The organism is Vibrio sp. Of7-15 (assembly GCF_022347565.1).
Lineage (GTDB): Bacteria > Pseudomonadota > Gammaproteobacteria > Enterobacterales > Vibrionaceae > NORP241.
The window spans coordinates 133,583-152,542 of sequence record NZ_JAKRGH010000001.1 but is presented as its reverse complement, the minus strand read 5'-3'; the positions used below and the strand labels follow the sequence as shown (position 1 = coordinate 152,542).

Annotated in this window: 15 protein-coding genes; 11 read left to right on the top strand and 4 right to left on the bottom strand. The window is 41.0% G+C overall.

The genetic code is table 11. The annotated features are described in order from the left end of the window. Window positions 1-2 precede the first annotated feature (2 nt). Genes MHO82_RS00615 through MHO82_RS00600 form a run of 4 tightly spaced genes read right to left on the bottom strand, consistent with a single transcriptional unit; the run spans window position 3 to window position 4,621 of the window. Window positions 3-1,493, bottom strand: a complete 1,491-nt coding sequence (locus MHO82_RS00615) for a TIGR03016 family PEP-CTERM system-associated outer membrane protein (protein WP_239181912.1) — start codon at window positions 1,491-1,493, stop codon at window positions 3-5. Further along, window positions 1,432-2,409 (bottom strand): XrtA-associated tyrosine autokinase, encoded by a 978-nt coding sequence (locus MHO82_RS00610; RefSeq protein ID WP_239181911.1) that lies wholly within the window; start codon window positions 2,407-2,409, stop codon window positions 1,432-1,434. The genes MHO82_RS00615 and MHO82_RS00610 overlap by 62 nt, the downstream gene beginning before the upstream one ends. Beyond that, window positions 2,406-3,962 carry an XrtA system polysaccharide chain length determinant gene (locus MHO82_RS00605; protein ID WP_239181910.1) on the bottom strand — a complete coding sequence of 519 codons (1,557 nt, stop codon included), beginning with the start codon at window positions 3,960-3,962 and terminating at the stop codon, window positions 2,406-2,408. The genes MHO82_RS00610 and MHO82_RS00605 overlap by 4 nt, the downstream gene beginning before the upstream one ends. 14 nt (window positions 3,963-3,976) lie before the next feature. Further along, entirely contained in the window at window positions 3,977-4,621 is a 645-nt protein-coding gene (locus tag MHO82_RS00600) for an XrtA/PEP-CTERM system exopolysaccharide export protein (protein ID WP_239181909.1), read from the bottom strand. A 235-nt stretch (window positions 4,622-4,856) separates the two neighbouring features. On the opposite strand from MHO82_RS00600, the gene MHO82_RS00595 reads away from it, so the two are divergent. The 11 genes from MHO82_RS00595 to MHO82_RS00545 all read left to right on the top strand — a co-directional run bounded on the left by MHO82_RS00595 (window position 4,857) and on the right by MHO82_RS00545 (window position 18,935). Beyond that, complete coding sequence (locus MHO82_RS00595) at window positions 4,857-6,260, top strand: TIGR03013 family XrtA/PEP-CTERM system glycosyltransferase (protein WP_239181908.1); 1,404 nt, start codon at window positions 4,857-4,859, stop codon at window positions 6,258-6,260. A gap of 31 nt (window positions 6,261-6,291) precedes the next feature. Beyond that, complete coding sequence (locus tag MHO82_RS00590; RefSeq protein ID WP_239181907.1) at window positions 6,292-7,116, top strand: XrtA system polysaccharide deacetylase; 825 nt, start codon at window positions 6,292-6,294, stop codon at window positions 7,114-7,116. A gap of 4 nt (window positions 7,117-7,120) precedes the next feature. After that, on the top strand, window positions 7,121-8,176 hold the full coding sequence (locus tag MHO82_RS00585; RefSeq protein WP_239181906.1) for a FemAB family XrtA/PEP-CTERM system-associated protein: 1,056 nt from the start codon (window positions 7,121-7,123) through the stop codon (window positions 8,174-8,176). Window positions 8,177-8,179: 3 nt separating this feature from the next. Further along, window positions 8,180-9,376 carry a TIGR03087 family PEP-CTERM/XrtA system glycosyltransferase gene (locus MHO82_RS00580; RefSeq protein WP_239181905.1) on the top strand — a complete coding sequence of 399 codons (1,197 nt, stop codon included), beginning with the start codon at window positions 8,180-8,182 and terminating at the stop codon, window positions 9,374-9,376. A gap of 56 nt (window positions 9,377-9,432) precedes the next feature. Continuing rightward, the gene (xrtA, locus tag MHO82_RS00575) at window positions 9,433-10,914 is read left to right on the top strand and encodes an exosortase A (RefSeq protein WP_239181904.1); all 1,482 of its coding nucleotides are present in this window, start codon (window positions 9,433-9,435) and stop codon (window positions 10,912-10,914) included. Then, window positions 10,907-12,034 (top strand): glycosyltransferase, encoded by a 1,128-nt coding sequence (locus MHO82_RS00570; protein ID WP_239181903.1) that lies wholly within the window; start codon window positions 10,907-10,909, stop codon window positions 12,032-12,034. The genes xrtA and MHO82_RS00570 overlap by 8 nt, the downstream gene beginning before the upstream one ends. Then, window positions 12,034-13,941 (top strand): XrtA/PEP-CTERM system amidotransferase, encoded by a 1,908-nt coding sequence (locus MHO82_RS00565; RefSeq protein WP_239181902.1) that lies wholly within the window; start codon window positions 12,034-12,036, stop codon window positions 13,939-13,941. The genes MHO82_RS00570 and MHO82_RS00565 overlap by 1 nt, the downstream gene beginning before the upstream one ends. A gap of 11 nt (window positions 13,942-13,952) precedes the next feature. Continuing rightward, on the top strand, window positions 13,953-15,158 hold the full coding sequence (locus MHO82_RS00560) for a TIGR04063 family PEP-CTERM/XrtA system glycosyltransferase (protein WP_239181901.1): 1,206 nt from the start codon (window positions 13,953-13,955) through the stop codon (window positions 15,156-15,158). Further along, a complete protein-coding gene (locus tag MHO82_RS00555; protein WP_239181900.1) occupies window positions 15,158-16,252 on the top strand; it encodes a glycosyltransferase family 4 protein in 1,095 nt (364 codons plus the stop codon). Before MHO82_RS00560 ends, MHO82_RS00555 begins: the two co-directional genes overlap by 1 nt. Beyond that, window positions 16,245-17,600 (top strand): AMP-binding protein, encoded by a 1,356-nt coding sequence (locus tag MHO82_RS00550; RefSeq protein ID WP_239181899.1) that lies wholly within the window; start codon window positions 16,245-16,247, stop codon window positions 17,598-17,600. The genes MHO82_RS00555 and MHO82_RS00550 overlap by 8 nt, the downstream gene beginning before the upstream one ends. A 204-nt stretch (window positions 17,601-17,804) precedes the next feature. After that, window positions 17,805-18,935, top strand: a complete 1,131-nt coding sequence (locus tag MHO82_RS00545; RefSeq protein ID WP_239181898.1) for a DegT/DnrJ/EryC1/StrS family aminotransferase — start codon at window positions 17,805-17,807, stop codon at window positions 18,933-18,935. The last annotated feature ends 25 nt before the right edge of the window (window positions 18,936-18,960 follow it).

The window sequence follows — 18,960 nt, the reverse complement described above, 5'->3', positions numbered from 1 at the left end:
AATTAAAACTGTTTACTCACATTAACCCGGGCTCTAAGTTCATCATAGCTGCTGCTAATATCGCTTGATGACTTATCCACATATGTTGAATTTAACTCAACGGATAACTGATCCTTGAGCTGCTGAGTGAGAGTAATACCTAACTCTCGGTAGTAATCGGTTTGACTTGATTGCAACACAGATGCATCAAAATCAAACTTTTCAAAACTAAACAGCACATCCAGCTCTAAACTACGGCTTAAACTGTGCCCCCAAGAAACCAATCCTCCTTCAGATTGGCTTCCTCGATTTGTTGAATTATCAATAATAGTTTCTGTTTTATTGTAGTTAGCCTCAAAAGAAAGCGTTCCTCTTCGTAAAGCCAGCTCTGAAACCCAACTTAAAGATTTTAAAAGTGTTAATTCACTAATATCGTTACCAGAAACCAATAAATCTCGTCGAAAACTGACCGGGTCTTCACTGTAATTCACCGAGTTTGTCCAGCGTCGGCTTCGATGGGAAAAATCCACTTCATAAGCATCCCCAAAGAATCGCTGACTGTATTCCAAATACAACTGTGTTCTCTGACTCGGCTCTAGTCTAATTGCGCCCCCAAGATAATCATCGTTATTGTCATCATCTATAGGAAAATTATAGTTCAATTCAAAATAGGACACTTTGTCTAAGTAATAACGCAAAGCTGGACCAATGTACGAAGACTGAGCGGAAGTGACTCTCTGACTATCATCAAAATTTTCATCATTTACTCTCACAAGTGGGCTGAACCCTTTATATTGAGTGAGACCCACTTCCGCCGATGCCGTTTCAGACGTATTTTCTTGCGAACTGGATTGGCCACTTTTTCGCTCAAAAGTGTAGTTTGCATTGGAAAAAATATGCTTTTCTGCACGCCCAGTTCCCACCGAAATATTGCCACTGTAGCTATTATTGTTACCAACACTGTCCTCGTTTCTTTCAATGCTCGTTTCAACCCCGCCACTCACCACAAGTGCTTTACGTGGATTAGACTGGTATTGAGCATCTGCTGACAACTGCTTTGTTTCAACCGTAGACCCTGTAAGAATGTCACCAACGGCATCACCATCAAGACGTTCTGCGATATTATCTACGTTACCATGTACTCCAAACTGCATTGATGAAGCACGGTTAGTCGCCACGTAATCAAACGATAACTGATTGAAAAACTGATTTTCCTCTGAGTCATGGCTATTAATCACTTGCCGTCCGTCATAGGAAAGGTTCAACGTTTGGTTACGGCCTTCCACATCCAGTGTCGTGCCAATGTTCACCGTTGTAATTGAACCACTTTGCGGACCCACATGAGATCGTTCAATATTATCTGTTTGAACAAAATCTACCCCAACGTCAGGAGTAAGAGTCCATTCCTCGGCATAACTCAGAAAAGGCAAAAACAAAACACAATAAGCAAGCTTACTTCGATGGTTCTGCCTCTGCGTTATAACCGTAACCGTAGCCAAGTCCATAGCTAGCATATCCGTACCCATATCCTTGTTGAGTAAAGGTGCCACGTACCACTTTGTTTACAATAAAACCTAAAATTAAATCATTATTAAGCTGAGACACAGCGGCCTTAATATCCCCAACTCGTGTTTTATCCTGCTCCACTACAACCATGGCCTGCCCCATTAAGCTTGATAACACCACTGTTTCGACAACACCAAGAATCGGTGGGCAATCAAACAGTAGAATACGGTCATCGTATCGTTCTGCCAGCTCTTTTGTTAATGCGATCATTCTGTCACTCGACAAAAGCTCATAACTCAAGTGGTTCGGCATGCCAGCTGGAATCAAACGTAAATTCGGCACCGATGTTGGGTAAATAACCTCACTAATATCATCAACCTCACCTAACAGATATTCAATAAGCCCAGGGCGATCACTGCCTATGCCTAACACTTTAGAAACACTGGGCTTTAATACATCCGCATCAATAAGTAGCACTGTTTTGTCTTTCTCAAGCGCAATACTCATGGCAAGGTTAATGGAAACGAACGTTTTCCCTTCATTAGGCTTGGAGCTCGTTACCATAATTAAGTCACTGTTGTTATTTAGGTCGCTATTTTCACCAAAAGCATTTTTTATGATTTTATGTTTAATAGCGCGAAATTCATCATTAATTAGCTTAGACGCGCCATCGTGAATTGGGCCTACCATTCCTTGATCTGATAATTCATCGACATCAAGCTCAATCAATTTCGGTGGCTTGTGCGTTGCTCTTTTTTTCTTAGCAACATGTTCAGCTGCTTTTTTTGCAACCGCTTTACTCGCTTCCTCTTCTAATGCGTTTTCTGCCGCTAATTTCTCCAGAGCAGCTTGTTCATCTTTGGCTTTCTGATCTTCCACTAAAGGGTGGCGTATTTTCCCCATTGCCTTTTGAATAGTACTCACAAGAAACTTACCTCCTGCATTACCCTTTCATGAACATCTGGCAGGTAATTTGTGGCAAAAAATGCTGAAAAGACGATAGCTAACAAAACACTTCCCAATAAGAACAACCTCATCTTATTCTTTTGCCAACGTTCAATACCTGATATTTCAGTCGCTGAAATTGCACCAAATACCGGCGCTCCTGTAATTTGATAAAGCTGCCTTGATGAACTGATCACAGGAGAGATTTGACTCATTAAGAATGATAGAGCGACACCGCCACCCACACCGACGATTAAAACAACAACTAATAATACTAAACGCATCGGGCCTGAAGGTGCGGTTGGGATCCTTGGTGGATCAACGATTCTGAACTTAATATTTTCCGAAGTTTGCCCAACATTTTGAGAAATTATCGCACTCTCTTTTCTTGATAAAAGCTCTTCATACTTCGATTTAGTAATATCGTAATTACGTGTTAAGCTAATCAAATTCGCTTCTACATCAGGAACTTGATCCAATTTCGATTTAAGATCTTCTACTTTATTAAAGTACCTTTGATTACGTACTTCTAAAGAAGCTACTTCGTTTTCTAACTCACTCACCATGATTTTTAAGTCTTGGTAAACTGAACTGTTATTGGCTAACGAATCTTGCGAAGCTTTAATACGAGAGATTTCTGACGACTGAAGTCTCTTTAAGTCATCAAGCTGCCTTCTTGCTTCAATCACATCTGGATGTTTGTCTGTGTAGCGAAATAACAGATCATCGAGCCTTGATTGCAACGTAAAGATTCGATCATCAAACTCAGTATTTACAGGACGTTTCTGAGACGCTAATAACGCCGCTTCCGTTTGCAATTGCGCTTTTGCAGAGCGTAATCGAGATTTAACTTCGTTCAGTTGCAATTGCGTCTCTTCTAATAACTCTTTCTGGCCTTCCATTCGAGTGTAATAGTTACGATCACTCCCCGGCAAATAGCCACTGTTTTCTCGTTTAAAGTCGGCCAATTTAGTTTCAGCCTCAATTAATCGAACTTCATAATCCTTAATTTGTTGAGTAATGAACTCATTTGCCTGATCAGTATCTAATCGCTTCTCACCGAGTGCGCTTTCAACAAACACATCTAATGTTGCTTGCACCACATCACGAACGTACGTTGCATCATCACCATCAAAACTAATGGTGTATAAATTTTCTCGTTTGGTGGATTTCAATTTTATATTATTTTTTAAATCGGCAATCAGCGCTTCATATTCTTCGGCATTGTTAGCCCGAATATCTGCATCTGTTGCCCGTGCGATCTCTTCTAAATTCGAACGATTGATTAATGTTTTTAATAGTAACTGGAGCTCTTGCGTTGGATCCGTCTGAATCGCTAGACCACGTAGCAATGGTTGCAATATCGAACGAGTATCAGCGTACACCCGAGCTTCAGAGGTAAATTGATTTGGCATTAGGGTGACAAATGCCCAACCAATAGGACACACAATCCAAGGAACAATCAGGATATACCGGCGTTTTAGCCATACCCCGCGCACATATTGCAGTAGGTCTTCAATAATATCATGCATAGCCAAGCCCTCTTCTAGAACCAGCTTTCTGGGATAATGATAATGTCGCCCGGTAATATGTCTACATTACCTCTGATCTCACCATCCCGTAATAACGAGTCTATTTGTAAGCCATACTCCTGTTGAGTATCAGCCACAATACGAATTAACCTTGCATCATCACCATCAGCAAAATCCGTTAAACCACCGACTTCAATCATTACATCCAGTAAAGTCATGTTTTCTCGATAATTTATTGCTTTTGGTTCAGAAGCCTCTCCAATAACACGTACTTGTTCACTAAATGGTCCGATAAAACCATTTACAGTCACCGTAACAATGGGATCTCTAAGGTAAGTACCCAGCTCTGCTTCTATATCACGTGCTAATTGAGTCGGTGTTCGACCAGACACAGGAATGTCTTCCACCAATGACGTCGTAATCATGCCATCAGGGCGTACTGTGAAACTGCCGGATATTTCCGGATTTCGCCAAACAAAAATATTTAACGAATCTCCCGGCCCTATCAGGTATTTGTAATCATCAACATTTTGAGTAAGTGAAGGGTAAGAGCTAGCAGCAGGCAACGGGGGTAACGAAGAACAAGAAGCTAGCAATGATATTGTGACCAAAGATACCAATGGTCGGGCCACAAAAGCCCAGTTTTGTTGACTATTCATGCATATCATCCGTAATACAACAAGTTATAAATATCCTTTAATATCAAGATAGACCAGCCTGACAATAAATGTAAATTTAAAGTAGCAAATTATTATTCAGCTACTACATTGTTTACTTAGAGATAAACAACAATTTACATTTAATTTAATCAATAGCTATGACACATATTTCTCGACATTTATGTCATTAATGGAACTAATGAACGTGAAATTCTAGAAAGGTAGGTAGACGGATATGTCTGTAAATAAGTTTCACCAAATACAGTCAAGTTGTAAGGCCATTATTTTATCTGATTTTACGGCTATGACTGTTATATTTTCTTTTGGCTGTTATTTACATAATAACTATTATCCATCAGTAATATATAGCTTGGGCAACTATGAAATTGGACTTCATTGGTTGCTATTTATTATTGCAACACACATTTCACTATTAGGAGTAGGATTATATAACGATAAAACCAGAGAAACATTTAAAGGGATTGAGCTAAGAATAATAGCCAGCATTGCTATTAGTTATTGTATTGTCAGTTTAACCTATTGGTTTACCCCTTTAGAGCCCTTTATTTACAACTTTAAAGAAATGCTTTTCTTCAGTGCTATTATTGCCTTAACAGCCACTCGATTCTTTGCTCTTTACTTTAATTATGAATCACTTGGAAAAAGACGAGTATTAATTCTTGGTGCGGGTGAAAGGGCCAGCATTATAGAAAAGAGAATGAGAAGAAAGGCTGATAGGGTTGGGTTTGAAATCGTGGGCTTTGTTCGCATGCCAGGAGACTCTGACAATGGAATAAAAAGTGAAAACACCATTGAACTCAATGAACCACTAGAGGAATTTTCAATAAGAAACAATATCTTAGAAATTGTCATTGCCGCTGACGAAAGAAGAAATAACATTTCCGTAGACAGCTTATTTTATTGCAAAATACACGGCATTGAAATCACTGAAATAATTGATTTTATTGAGAAAGAGTCAGGCCAAATTGCGGTTAACCTTATTTACCCTTCTTGGGTTATCTACAGTAATGGGTTTCATCCTTCTAATTATATATACAGTTACATCAATTGGTTCCTAAATAGCTTATTGGCCTTTTCAATATTTTTGGTCACCTGGCCTCTAATGCTACTGGCTATTATCATGATAAAATTAGAAGATGGAATTAGAGCTCCTATTCTCTACAGCCAAGAACGGGTCGGTCTGAATGGATTTCCTTTTATTATTTATAAATTTAGAAGCATGCGTTTAGATGCGGAGAAGGAAGGCGCAAAATGGGCGACAAAAAATGACAGTAGGATAACGAAAGTCGGTAATTTCCTTAGAAAATATAGAGTTGATGAATTACCTCAGCTTTATAATGTAATCAGAGGAGATATGGGTTTTGTAGGCCCTAGGCCAGAAAGGCCGCAGTTTACTAAAAACTTAGTGATGTCAGTGCCTTTTTATAATCACCGCCATAATGTTAAGCCAGGATTAACAGGGTGGGCACAATTAAAATACCCTTATGGCAGTAATGAACAAGATGCCTTAGAAAAGCTGAAATTTGATCTATACTATATTAAACATCGTAGCTTTTTATTAGACCTTCTTATTTTGGTAAGGACCTCTGAAATAATACTTTTTGGTAAAGGTCGATAATTAAAAGCGACTAGCTGTATAAGGATTAACAGTGAATGCACTAACAATGGACGTTGAAGATTACTTTCAAGTCGCCGCATTTTCATCAAAAATCGATTTTGATGATTGGGGAAAAACCTACCCTGTCCGGGTAGAAGAAAGCACTACTCGGGCATTAGAGATTTTTTCTGAACATAATGCGAAAGCCACTTTCTTTATTCTTGGTTGGGTTGCAGAAGCATACCCAAGTCTTGTTCAGCGAATTGCAAATGAAGGCCATGAAATTGCCAGTCACGGCTATGCCCATCAAAAAGCCAATACGCAGTCACGTCAAGAATTTAAAAATGATGTCTATCGCAGTAAAGCGTTTATCGAAGATCTCACAGGGCAAGAAATTAAAGGCTATCGTGCGCCTAGCTTTTCAATTGATACCAGCAATGAATGGGCTTTCGATGTTCTTTATGAACTTGGTTTTCGCTACAGCAGCAGTACTTACCCAGTCAAACACGATCACTATGGTGCTCCAACATGGCCACGGTTTAAACACACTCGCCCCGAAGGGATTATTGAACTTCCCATTCCTACCAGCCAGTTTGGTGGGAAAAGTATTCCAATCGGTGGTGGTGGTTTCTTCCGTTTATATCCATATTGGTTAAGCCGACTGTTAATCCGTCAATTTATGACTGAAACAGGTCAACCTTATAGTTTTTATTTCCACCCATGGGAAATTGACCACCTCCAGCCAAAAGTTAGTGGTGTACCGCTTAAGTCGCAGCTACGTCACTATCTTAATCTCAAATTGATGGAAGGACGCCTTAAAAAGTTACTGACTGATTTTCAGTGGGGAACAATGCGTCAAGTTTATAAGTTGGATTAACACTATGACATTAAAAATGAATACCCATTTTACCATTAGTGATCTAAAACCTGGCCGCTATAAAGAGTGGGATGCTTATGTAGACAAGCACCCTGAAGGTACCTTTTTTCACCTGTCAGGCTGGCACCAAATCGCCAAAGAGGTGTTTAATCACACTCCTTATTATCTTGTTGCTTACCAAAATGACTGTGTTGTGGGTGTACTCCCCCTTGTAGAACAAAAAAGTCTGCTTTTCGGCCATGCTCTCGTATCTATTCCCTTTTGTGTTTTTGGAGGAACCCTTGCTGACTCCGACTTTATTCAGCGCCAGCTAGAAAATGAAGCCATCACTATCGGGAAAAACTTGAGGGTTGATTACATTGAACTGCGTGACCGATCTCCTTCTACATTAACTGAACCGTGGATTAAACACTGTCACCACGCCACATTTAGTTGTGACATTGCGGATACACCTGACACCATACTGACCAGCGTCAAACGAAAACAACGGGCAGTAATACGACATTCCCTTAAAAATAACTTATCAGCCGATCATAAAGACAACGTAGATGCCTGCTACGACATCTACGCTGAAAGCGTTCGTAACTTAGGTACTCCGGTATTTGATAGACGACTATTTCGAAAATTAAAAGAGGTCTTTGGTGATAAGTGCGACACACTAATTGTCTATGACGATAAAAAACAGCCCGTATCTTCTGTGATGAGCTTTTATTATCGCGATACAGTATTGCCTTACTATGGCGGCGGAACCCCTAGTGCTAGAGGGCTGAAAAGCAGTGACTTTATGTACTATAAGCTCATGTGCTACGCCAGAGAAAAAGGCTTCACTACCTTTGATTTTGGCCGAAGTAAAATAGACTCTGGTGCTTATGCCTTTAAAAAAAATTGGGGCATGCAAGAAAATGAGCTTCATTACCGTATTGCTCTTATAGAAGCGGATTCTCCTCCGAATCTATCGCCTAATAACCCGAAATATAAGTTAGTGATTTCTGCTTGGCAAAAAATGCCCCTTTGGCTCAGTAAAATCATCGGCCCTTATCTTTCTAAATACTTAGGCTAGCTTATGAAAACACCACTTTTATACTTATGCCATCGAATTCCTTTTCCACCCAATAAAGGGGATAAGATCCGCTCATTCAATATTCTTAAGTACCTCAGTCAAGAGTTTGATGTGTATTTAGGCTGCTTCATTGATGATCCTAACGACCACCAATACCAATCGGAATTGATGCCTTACTGCAAAGAAGTTAAAGCCATCAGCTTGAACCCAACCTATTCAAAAGTAAAAGGGTTGACCAAAGCGTTACTCAGCAACTTACCTATTACTGTGCCATATTACAGTAATTCCGACATGCAGCAGTGGGTAAACAAAACCATCGATGATAACAACATCAGTAAATGCCTCATTTTCTCTTCTTCAATGGCACAATTTGTTGAACAGCCACAGTTTAGTGACTTACAGAAAGTCATCGATTTCGTGGATATGGACTCAGATAAGTGGCTCCAATACGCTCAAAAAAAAACAGGCCCAATGAAATGGCTCTACACCCGTGAAAGCCGAACATTAGGCGGGTATGAAAAAAGTATAGCTAAAGCCTTTGATGCCAGTGTTTTCGTTTCAGATAAAGAAGCAGGGTTATTCAAGCAATTCATTAATGATGACAAATGCCGAGTAATCGGAATCAATAACGGTATCGACAGCGACTTTTTCGACCCTAACGAAGAGTGCGCCTTAGAAGAAGATATCCCACTTCATCCGAAAGCCATTATCTTTACAGGTGCCATGGATTATTGGGCAAATATCAATGCTGTAGAATGGTTTATTGAACAATGCTGGCCAGATATATTAGAACATCACTCAGACAGTTATTTCTATATTGTGGGTTCGAATCCACCAGCTTCCCTACAAAAACTCAATGGCCATAACAACATCATCGTAACTGGACGTGTTGAAGACATGCGCCCTTATCTTAAAAATGCTTGCTTAGCTGTCGCTCCCCTGCAGATTGCTAGAGGCATTCAAAATAAAATATTAGAAGCCATGTCCATGGGGTGCCAAGTTGTCGCCACCTCACAAGCCTTTGAAGGGTTAGCCGATTCAGGAAAAGAGTTAGTTCACATTCATAACTCCGCAAATGAATTTAGTCGAACGATTATCAACTTAATTAATCAATTACCTACAGCTGAGCAAAATCGGCAGTGGGTAATAAACCACTACAGTTGGGGGCAAAGCCTAAAGTTGTTTGGCCAATATTTATAAACATTCCCAAAACCGCATGAATGTAAGACATGAAAGTGTAAATGGATGAGCGATATATGGATGTAAAAACCGCACAAAGAAATGCTCTTATTCTGGCTACGCTGCTCCTATGGATAGGTGTATTTCATAATACTTTATATGAATTAACCATGGCTTGGGCTCGCTCCAACACCTTTACTCATGGTTTTTTCATCTACCCTATTGTTGCGTACCTCTGCTGGTTAAAACGTGCCAGCTTGCATCAAACTGCTGTTCATTATTCACCTGTAGGGCTATTGGCATTAATCCCTATCATCTTAATTTATGTGGTGGGTAGCGCCGGTGACATTTTGGTCTTTCAATTGCTCGCCGCTATTTTATGGCTACCTGCCTCCCTTTGGGCTGTGTTAGGCAGCGCTTACATCAAAGTCATCTTATTTCCTTTGGCTTATAGCTTATTTGCCTTACCGGTAGGAGAAGAGTTAGTCCCACAACTACAAAACATTACTGCGGATCTAAGTGTGTATTTCCTCTCCCTTTCACAAGTTCCAGTATTCCGAGATGGACTTTATATCACCATCCCTAATGGTTATTTTTTAGTCGCAGAGGCTTGCTCTGGAGTTCGCTTCCTCATCGCAGCCATTGCATCTGGTACTTTGTTTGCCTATTTAAGCTATACGCACCTTTGGAAACGTATTCTATTCATCATCCTATCGATTCTCTTACCCATTTTAGCTAATGGTTTAAGAGCTTATATGATGATTATCATTGGTTATCTCACCGATATGGAACACGCCACTGGCTTTGATCATTTAGTGTATGGCTGGTTCTTCTTCGCGTTCATCTTATTACTGCTTTTCTGGATTGGCAGCCGCTGGAGCGATCCCATTACCAAAGAGCCCAAGATTGAAACAACAGCCGCAGCAACACTTGCTCGTAGTAGCACATTCAGCTTTATGACCATGTTAAGCCTGTCTGCCCTATTAATTGGTTATGTGGGCTATATAAATACACCTTCAACACAAGCCAAAAAGCTCAATATACAAACCATCAATAACTACTTCACCACTCAAGAGAACAACACGTGGGAACCCCTATTCCAACATTCTGATTCGACTTACCTTGGTTTTACTCAATTAAGTAATACGTACCCTGTTGAATCTTACTTTGCGTACTACCAAGAAAGCACCGATAAAGGTGAATTGATTAATTCAACCCACCGAAATTTTGATATCGATTCTTGGTCTCTCATCCAAAAGTCGCCTTACATTCAAACGATTAATGGTGTTAATTATCAAATGGAGCAGTCCATCATTACGTCCATAACGGGAACAAAACGGTTGCTTCGTTATTGGTATCAAGTGGATGACACTGTTTCAGCAAGCCCCATTAATATAAAACTCCATCAGGTTTGGCTGAAACTGCAAGGTAAACCGACTTCAGGCACTTTTATTGCGCTTTCTACCTTAATTGACGATTCAGACATAGAGTTAGCGCAAGTTGCCCTCGACCAAGCGACCACAACCGTATTTTCATTTAATGGGGAAATGTATGAGTAACTGTACTTCTAACGCGCGCCCCATTCATATTTGCCATCTTGTGTATAGTTTTGACACTGGGGGGCTTGAGCATGTCGTACTCAATTGTGTTAATGGGCTAGATAAAAACAAGTATCGCCATACCGTTGTGGCTCTAACAGGCAGCGGAGAATTAGCTCCTCTACTGCCTAACAACGCTCAATTCACCTGTTTACATAAACCACCGGGCAATCCACTTTCCTTCCATCGTACCATGTGGAAAGCACTCAAGACGCTGCAACCTGATGTGGTTCACTCTTACAATACCTCAACCATTGAATATCAATTTTGGGCTTTTTTAGCAGGCGTGCCTTTTCGTATGCATGCAGACCATGGCCGTGACATTTTTGATCCAGAAGGAAAGAATAAAAAGTATCAGTGGCTTAGAAGAATCCTGTCCCCTTTTATTAATAAATTCATCTGTATCTCAGATGACCTGTATCGCTGGCTGACTCATGACGTGAACATTTCCGCCAAAAAAGCCGCTCTCATCTACAATGGGATTGATACTCATAAATTTAGTCCCAAAGCTAAAGAGCACGTAGCCTCATCTCCCTCCACATTTTCAATTGGAACAGTGGCAAGGCTGGCTCAAATTAAAGATCAGCAAACCATGCTAGAAGCTTTCTATTTACTCACTCAGCAGGTTGATGATGACATTACGCTCCATTTAGTCGGTGGTGGTCCGCTACAAGAACAATTACAAAGCTACGCAAAAGAAAAAAATATCAGTGACCGTATTCACTTCCACGGCAATCAAAGTGAAGTGCTCAGCTATTACCACTCTTTTTCACTCTTTACCCTCTCTTCACTGGCGGAAGGGATCCCAATGACACTACTTGAAGCCATGAGTTGTGGCTTACCTGTCGTCGTCACAAAAGTGGGCGGAATACCAGAAGTGGTGAACCCAAACCAAGAGGGCGTATTAATCGCGCCCAAATCACCAGCCGCATTAGCAAATGCTTGGCTAGACTATATTAATAATGATGAACGCTTGCATCGTCATGGAGAACAAGCTCGTAAAACGATCCTGAACTCCTTCAGCGAACAAGGAATGTTGCAAGCATATGATCAACTTTACTCAAGGCGGAGTGCTTCCTGATGTGTGGAATTGTTGGTAGTTTTCATTTTTCTTCTTCTCAAGCGGTTGACCCACAGCTCATCGCACAAATGAATTTGGCTCAATATCATCGCGGCCCCGATGAGAATGGCGAATACATAAATGGCCCTGTTGGCTTTGGCCATCGTCGATTGTCGATCATTGATATCAGCTCAGGCCAGCAGCCAATGCTCAGCCCAGATAACAGCGTTGTTTTGATCTTTAATGGCGAGATATATAACTACGTCGAACTGCGACAATCTTTGATCGAACTGGGGCATCAATTTACCACCGATTCCGACACAGAAGTTATATTGCATGCCTATATGGAGTGGCAAGAAGAGTGCGTTACAAAGCTAAGAGGCATGTTCACCTTTGCTATTTGGGATACGGTTCGCAAGCAATTGTTTTTAGCACGCGATCGCCTTGGTATTAAGCCTCTTTATTACACCGTGAATAATGGCAAGCTGCACTTTAGTTCTGAACTAAAAAGCCTAGTACTGATTCCCGATGTGCCTAAAACGCTGTCCGATCGTGCCATCGAACAATATTTCGCACTAGGTTACACCGCCGAGCCAGACACCATCTATGAAAATATACATAAACTGCCTCCCGCGCACACATTAACGCTCACACAAAACGAACTGAAACCAAGCATAAAATGCTATTGGGATGTAAGCTACGCACACACTCAATCCATCACAGAACAAGAGGCAATCGAGCAGCTCAACGAGCAATTTAAAAAAGCCACCAGCAGTCATCTTGTTTCAGAAGTGCCTTTAGGTTCATTTTTATCAGGCGGGGTTGATTCCAGTGGTGTTGTCGCTCATATGGATAAACTGTCTTCATCAAAAACCATTACCTGTTCCATCGGGTTTGACGTCGAAAATTACAATGAAACCAAGTTTGCACAACAGGTTGTGGATCGATATCAAACCACCCACCACATTGAACAAGTCTCTAGCCAAGACATCGATATGGTAGAAAACCTCGCAAACCTCTATGATGAGCCTTATGCCGACAGCTCTGCCATGCCTACATACCGAGTGTGTGAATTAGCCCGTAAACATGTCACGGTATGCTTATCTGGTGACGGCGCAGATGAACTATTAGCAGGCTACCGCCGCTATCGTTTATTCATGAATGAAGAAAAAATTAGGCAAAAGATTCCAAAGCGTATTCGATCCACTGTGTTCAAGCCACTGGGCGAGTTATACCCTAAACTGGATATGGCCCCCCAGTTCTTACGGGCTAAATCAACTTTTCAGTCTTTGGCCTTAAGTACCGTTGAAGGGTATTTCAGAGGTATCTCCCTACTCAAAGATGAACAACGCAATGCCCTTTTTTCAGATAAGTTAAAACAACGTTTAGGCGGTTATAACGCTGTTCAAGTGTTTACAGAGCATGAAAAAAACTTTGATGGCACAGATTCACTTCAACTACTTCAATACATTGATTTAAAGACCTACTTAGTCGGCGATATTCTTACTAAAGTAGACAGAGCCAGTATGGCCAACAGCTTAGAAGTACGAGTCCCTTTTCTTGATCATAAATTTGTGGAATGGAGCGCTACCATTCCAAGTGAGCTTAAATTAAAACAAGGGGAAGGAAAATATATCCTTAAAAAGGCACTTGAGCCCTATTTACCTCACGATATTCTTTACCGACAAAAAATGGGCTTCCGTGTTCCTCTTGCAGAATGGTTCCGAGGTCCACTCAAAGAAACAGTTCGACAAAGATTACTCAGTATAGAGCTTACCAATAGTGGACTATTTAAACCTGAAACCATTCAATTATGGTTAGACGAACACCAATCAGGCATACGTGATCACTCCACCGCATTGTGGACCTTGCTCATGTTTGAAAGCTTTTACCGACAACAAGTATTAACACTAAAAAATGCGGCCTAGAGGTGATAAATATGAAAATACTCCACGTACTGGATCACTCTATCCCATTACACAGTGGCTATACATTTCGAACCCGTTCTATTTTAAACCAGCAACGGCAACTGGGCATTGAGACCGTTCACGTCACCAGCCCAAAGCAAGGTGTCTTTAATACACCAATTGAAACCATTGATGGTCTCACTTTTTATCGTACGCCTGAACCTAGCGGACTGACTTCACGTATTCCCGTATGGAATCAAATCGCCTTAATCCAGCCTATGTACCTGCGCATACTGGATGCCATTAATGAACATAAGCCCGATATTATTCATGCGCACTCCCCTGCTTTAAATGGATTAGCGGCCCTCAAGGCATCAAAAAAAACAGGGATCCCATTCGTGTATGAAATTAGAGCATTTTGGGAAGATGCTGCGGTCGATCATGGCACCTGCAAAGAAAACAGCTTACGTTATCGCTTAACCAAAACCTTAGAAAATTACGTTGTCAAACATGCGCATGCCGTAACGACAATTTGTGAAGGCTTACGTAATGACCTAGTGCAACGTGGCTTTGATGAAGATAAATTCACTGTTATTCCAAACGCCGTTAACTTACAACACTTCCAAATAAGCCCACATAAAGACCTGCAACTCACGGAACAGCTTGGGCTGACCAATAAAGATGTGTTGGGATTTTTGGGATCCTTTTATGGTTACGAAGGGCTAGATCAATTGCTTGATGCCATGCCAATGATGCTCAAGCAAAATAAAAATATCCGTTTATTACTTGTTGGTGGCGGGCCACAAGAATCTCAGCTTCACCAACAAGTCAAACAACTCGGCCTTGAGCAACATGTTTTGTTTACAGGAAGAGTACCGCATAAAGAGATTCACCGTTATTACAGCTTGGTGGACTTACTCATTTACCCAAGAAAGTCCATGCGCTTAACCGATCTTGTTACCCCGCTCAAACCATTAGAGGCCATGGCACAAAAAAAATTGGTACTTGCTTCTGATGTTGGAGGCCATAAAGAACTGATCACCCATGGGCAAAACGGCTTCTTATTTGCCGCTGATGATCCTGCCTCTTTAGCCAATACCGCTACCGAGTTATTTGAACACAAACAAACCTGGGAACAAGTGCTGGACAATGGCAGAACCTTTGTTGAACAGGTGAGAAACTGGAATAACAGTGTCTCGAACTACCTTCCTCTTTACTCTTCATTGGTAAAAAGTTAATGAGCATTCAACGAATTATGATCGTGGGGCCTCTGCCACCACCAGCCGGAGGCATGGCCAACCAAACTCGAAAATTAGCACAATTACTTCGTAGTGAAGGTGTGTTGGTGGATGTCGTACAAACCAATGCGCCTTATCGGCCTCAGTTTATTGGCGAAATAAAAGGCCTTCGTGCACTATTTCGTTTCTTCCCATATTTATTCAAACTCTATAAACACAGTAAAAGAGCCGATGTAATCCATATTATGGCGAACTCTGGCTGGTCTTGGCATTTGTTTGTTGCCCCCGCCATTTTAATTGCTAACTGGTGTAAAGTGCCAGTGATCGTAAATTACCGAGGTGGGTATGCCCGAGACTTTTTTAAAACCTCATGGCCCTGGGTTAAGCTCACCTTAAATAGGGCCCAAAGGATCACAGTACCTTCCCCATTTTTAGCCGAGATTTTCGAAGAATATGGCAAGGCATCGCATATCGTGCCCAATGTTTTAGATGAAACCTTATTTAAAGCACCAGCCCAATCGCAATCTTCCTCTGAATCTCCTCATATTGTGGTGACTCGCAACCTGGAGCTCATCTATGATGTTGCAACCTCCATCAGAGCGTTTGCCGCATTTCAGCAGCACTTTCCCAACGCAACATTGTCCATTGCAGGTACAGGGCCAGAAAAAGAAAACCTGCAAACATTAATAAAAGAGCTTGAAGTCAATAACGTCACCTTTACTGGTAGGCTTAGCCCCACTGAAGTCGCTCAGCTATATCACTCGGCCTCCATCATGTTGAACTCCAGTATTGTCGACAACACCCCGAATTCCATCATTGAATCTCTTGCGTGTGGCACCCCTGTAGTTTCCACAGACGTTGGCGGTATTCCAAAGCTCATTACTCACGAAAAAGATGCCTTATTAGTCTCCCCTCGTGATCATCAAGCCATGAAAGATCATATGCTCAACCTCATGGAAAACACAACGTTACGTACTAATCTTATTAATGAGGGACAAAAGACCATCAGTCAATTTTATTGGTCAAATGTCTGGCAAAAATTGCAACATAACTATCATTTAGCTCAATGCCATGGAGGGCAAGAGAATGCTTGATGCTTTGTATACAAAGACCGTCGTTCATGGGATTTTTCCGCTTCATGAGCGCCTTAAAGGCCATGATAGTGTAGAGATAAGAGCCCAACTAGAAAAAAGCCAATGGCTTAGCTCGGAAAAAATTCAAGAGCTACAAAATAAACGGCTCGCGCGATTTATTCAGCACATTTCTTACACCGTTCCTTACTACAAACAACTACTCGCTGATAACGGTTTAACGTTTTCAGATATCACCACAAAACAAGATCTCGCTAGGCTACCTTTTTTAACAAAGTCTGTGATCACCAAGCATTTCGAACAGTTAAAAAATCAACAATCCGGAAAAGTAACCCCTTTCACCACAGGCGGCTCTAGCGGTACTCCTCTTACGTTCTTATTAAGCAATGAAAGAATCAGCCATGATGTGGCAGAAAAATGGCGAGCAACACGTTGGTGGGGTGTAGATATTGGCGATAAAGAAATCGTAGCTTGGGGCTCTCCCATTGAATTAACCACCCAAGATAAAATCAAAGAGCTGCGAGACAAGCTCCTGAGAACTCAATTACTTCCCGCTTTTGATCTTACCGAGCAAAAAGTCCTCGATTTTCTCAACACCATTCAAATTGAAAAGCCCAAAATGCTTTTTGGTTACCCTTCGGTCTATTACCTCTTAGCACAAACGGCTCAAAAGCATCAAATACCTCTTAATAACTTAGGGATAAAAGTTATTTTTGTTACCTCCGAGCGGCTATATCCGTATCAAAGAGAATTAATCCAACAGGTATTCAATGCCCCTGTCGCCAATGGGTATGGTGGAAGGGATGCTGGCTTTATCGCCCATGAATGTCCAGATGGGTCAATGCACCTTTCCGCAGAAGACATCGTCGTAGAAATCATTGACGACAATGGCAAACCGCTTCCTGATGGCGAACAAGGAGAAATTGTGGTTACCCACTTGGCCACCAGTGATTTTCCATTTGTCCGCTATAAAACAGGGGACATCGGCGCAATATCAACCTCCCCGTGTTCTTGTGGACGTGGCTTGCCGATCCTTGAAAAAATAGAGGGCAGAAGTACCGACTTTGTTGTCGCTGCCGACGGCACGAAAATGCACGGCTTAGCACTTATCTACGTGATCAGAGAACTTAGTGGAATAAGTCACTTTAAAATCATTCAAAAAAACCTCACTGAGACTCAAATTCAGCTAGTTACCACCAATGAATACACGCCAGAAACAGAGAAAACCATTATTACTGGCCTAAAGGCAAGACTAGGGCAAGATGTCGCGATCCACATCGACTACCTTGAGGAAATTAAGGCTGAAAAGTCAGGTAAGTACCGATACGTTGTCAGTGAAATCAGTGAATAATCCGATTTATCTAAGGTATTACCCTAGCCTATATCCCGTAGTTATCTAAAAATCATCGCAGTTGCTATTTTCCATCAGAGCAATGAAAAAACTGAGGTTTATCCATCCAAATAAAATTTTTGAAACAGTGCTGTGCAGAGCCGAGGCAACCCGACAGGTTATGACCCCAATTAGCCTAACAGCGAAAGATTAAGAGAACCAAGTATGCGTATACCTTTTCATAAAGCACACATTACCGAGGATGAAGTAAATGCCGTAAGTAACACCATTCGCTCAGGCTGGCTCACGATGGGCCCGAAAACTGCCGAGTTTGAAGAAAATTTTAAACACTATATTGGCTGTCAATATGCAGTCAGCCTAAATAGTGCTACTGCCGCTTTGCACCTTGCGTTAAAAGCCGTAAATTTACAGCAAGGTGATGAGGTGATCATCCCCACGAACACCTTTATTGCGACAGCAGAAGTGATCACCTATTTTAATGCCACGCCTGTTTTATGTGATATAGAAGAATCTACCCACAATATCGATGTTAAAAAAATACCTAAACTAATCACTCCAAAAACTAAAGCAATAATTCCGGTCCATTTTGCTGGGCAACCTTGTGACATGGATGAATTACATGAACTTGCCAATCAACACGACCTAAAAATTATAGAAGATGCTGCCCATGCTATTCCCAGCAGTTATAAAGGAACCGTCATTGGCAATTTAAAAAAAACAGCCATCACTTGTTTTAGTTTTTATGCAACAAAAACACTCGCAACAGGTGAAGGAGGAATGGCAGTAACCAATAATGAAACCTATGCAGCCAAAATAACAACAAACCGACTGCATGGTATCAATAGAGATGTTTGGAAACGCGACCAAGGAAAAGCTGGCTGGAAATATGATGTCATTGATAACGGCTGTAAATATAATTCAACCGACTTAAGCTCAGCTTTAGGTATTGTACAATTAAACAAACAGCAATATTTAAAGGATAAAAGAAGCCACATTGCTCATAGATACACTGAAGCTTTCAAAAATATGAAAGGTATTCAAATAGTAGAACAAAAAGAAGACAGAGAAAGCTCCTACCATTTGTATGTTATCAAAATTGATAATCGTGACAAAATCATCAACATATTAAAAGACAATGGGATTAATTGCAGTGTTCATTTTATTCCTGTCCACTTACATTCGTATTATAAAAACAAATTTAATTACCAATCAGAGAACTACCCAGTTTCAAATGAGGTATATAAAAAATCGCTCTCTTTGCCTATTTATCCAGATATGACTCCAGAAGAGATTGAATATGTGATTAGCCAAGTGAAGCAAGCCTTAGGTCGATAAAAGCTAAGGCTTACTTATAGACTAT

What these genes read in the sequence shown, in the direction of transcription:
- MHO82_RS00615 (WP_239181912.1), bottom strand. Translation starts at nt 1,493, where the DNA reads ATGCTAGCTATGGACTTGGCTACGGTTACGGTTATAACGCAGAGGCAG.
- MHO82_RS00605 (WP_239181910.1), bottom strand. Translation starts at nt 3,962, where the DNA reads ATGCATGATATTATTGAAGACCTACTGCAATATGTGCGCGGGGTATGG.
- MHO82_RS00600 (WP_239181909.1), bottom strand. Translation starts at nt 4,621, where the DNA reads ATGAATAGTCAACAAAACTGGGCTTTTGTGGCCCGACCATTGGTATCT.
- MHO82_RS00595 (WP_239181908.1), top strand. Translation starts at nt 4,857, where the DNA reads ATGTCTGTAAATAAGTTTCACCAAATACAGTCAAGTTGTAAGGCCATT.
- MHO82_RS00585 (WP_239181906.1), top strand. Translation starts at nt 7,121, where the DNA reads ATGACATTAAAAATGAATACCCATTTTACCATTAGTGATCTAAAACCT.
- MHO82_RS00580 (WP_239181905.1), top strand. Translation starts at nt 8,180, where the DNA reads ATGAAAACACCACTTTTATACTTATGCCATCGAATTCCTTTTCCACCC.
- xrtA (WP_239181904.1), top strand. Translation starts at nt 9,433, where the DNA reads ATGGATGTAAAAACCGCACAAAGAAATGCTCTTATTCTGGCTACGCTG.
- MHO82_RS00570 (WP_239181903.1), top strand. Translation starts at nt 10,907, where the DNA reads ATGAGTAACTGTACTTCTAACGCGCGCCCCATTCATATTTGCCATCTT.
- MHO82_RS00565 (WP_239181902.1), top strand. Translation starts at nt 12,034, where the DNA reads ATGTGTGGAATTGTTGGTAGTTTTCATTTTTCTTCTTCTCAAGCGGTT.
- MHO82_RS00560 (WP_239181901.1), top strand. Translation starts at nt 13,953, where the DNA reads ATGAAAATACTCCACGTACTGGATCACTCTATCCCATTACACAGTGGC.
- MHO82_RS00555 (WP_239181900.1), top strand. Translation starts at nt 15,158, where the DNA reads ATGAGCATTCAACGAATTATGATCGTGGGGCCTCTGCCACCACCAGCC.
- MHO82_RS00550 (WP_239181899.1), top strand. Translation starts at nt 16,245, where the DNA reads ATGCTTGATGCTTTGTATACAAAGACCGTCGTTCATGGGATTTTTCCG.
- MHO82_RS00545 (WP_239181898.1), top strand. Translation starts at nt 17,805, where the DNA reads ATGCGTATACCTTTTCATAAAGCACACATTACCGAGGATGAAGTAAAT.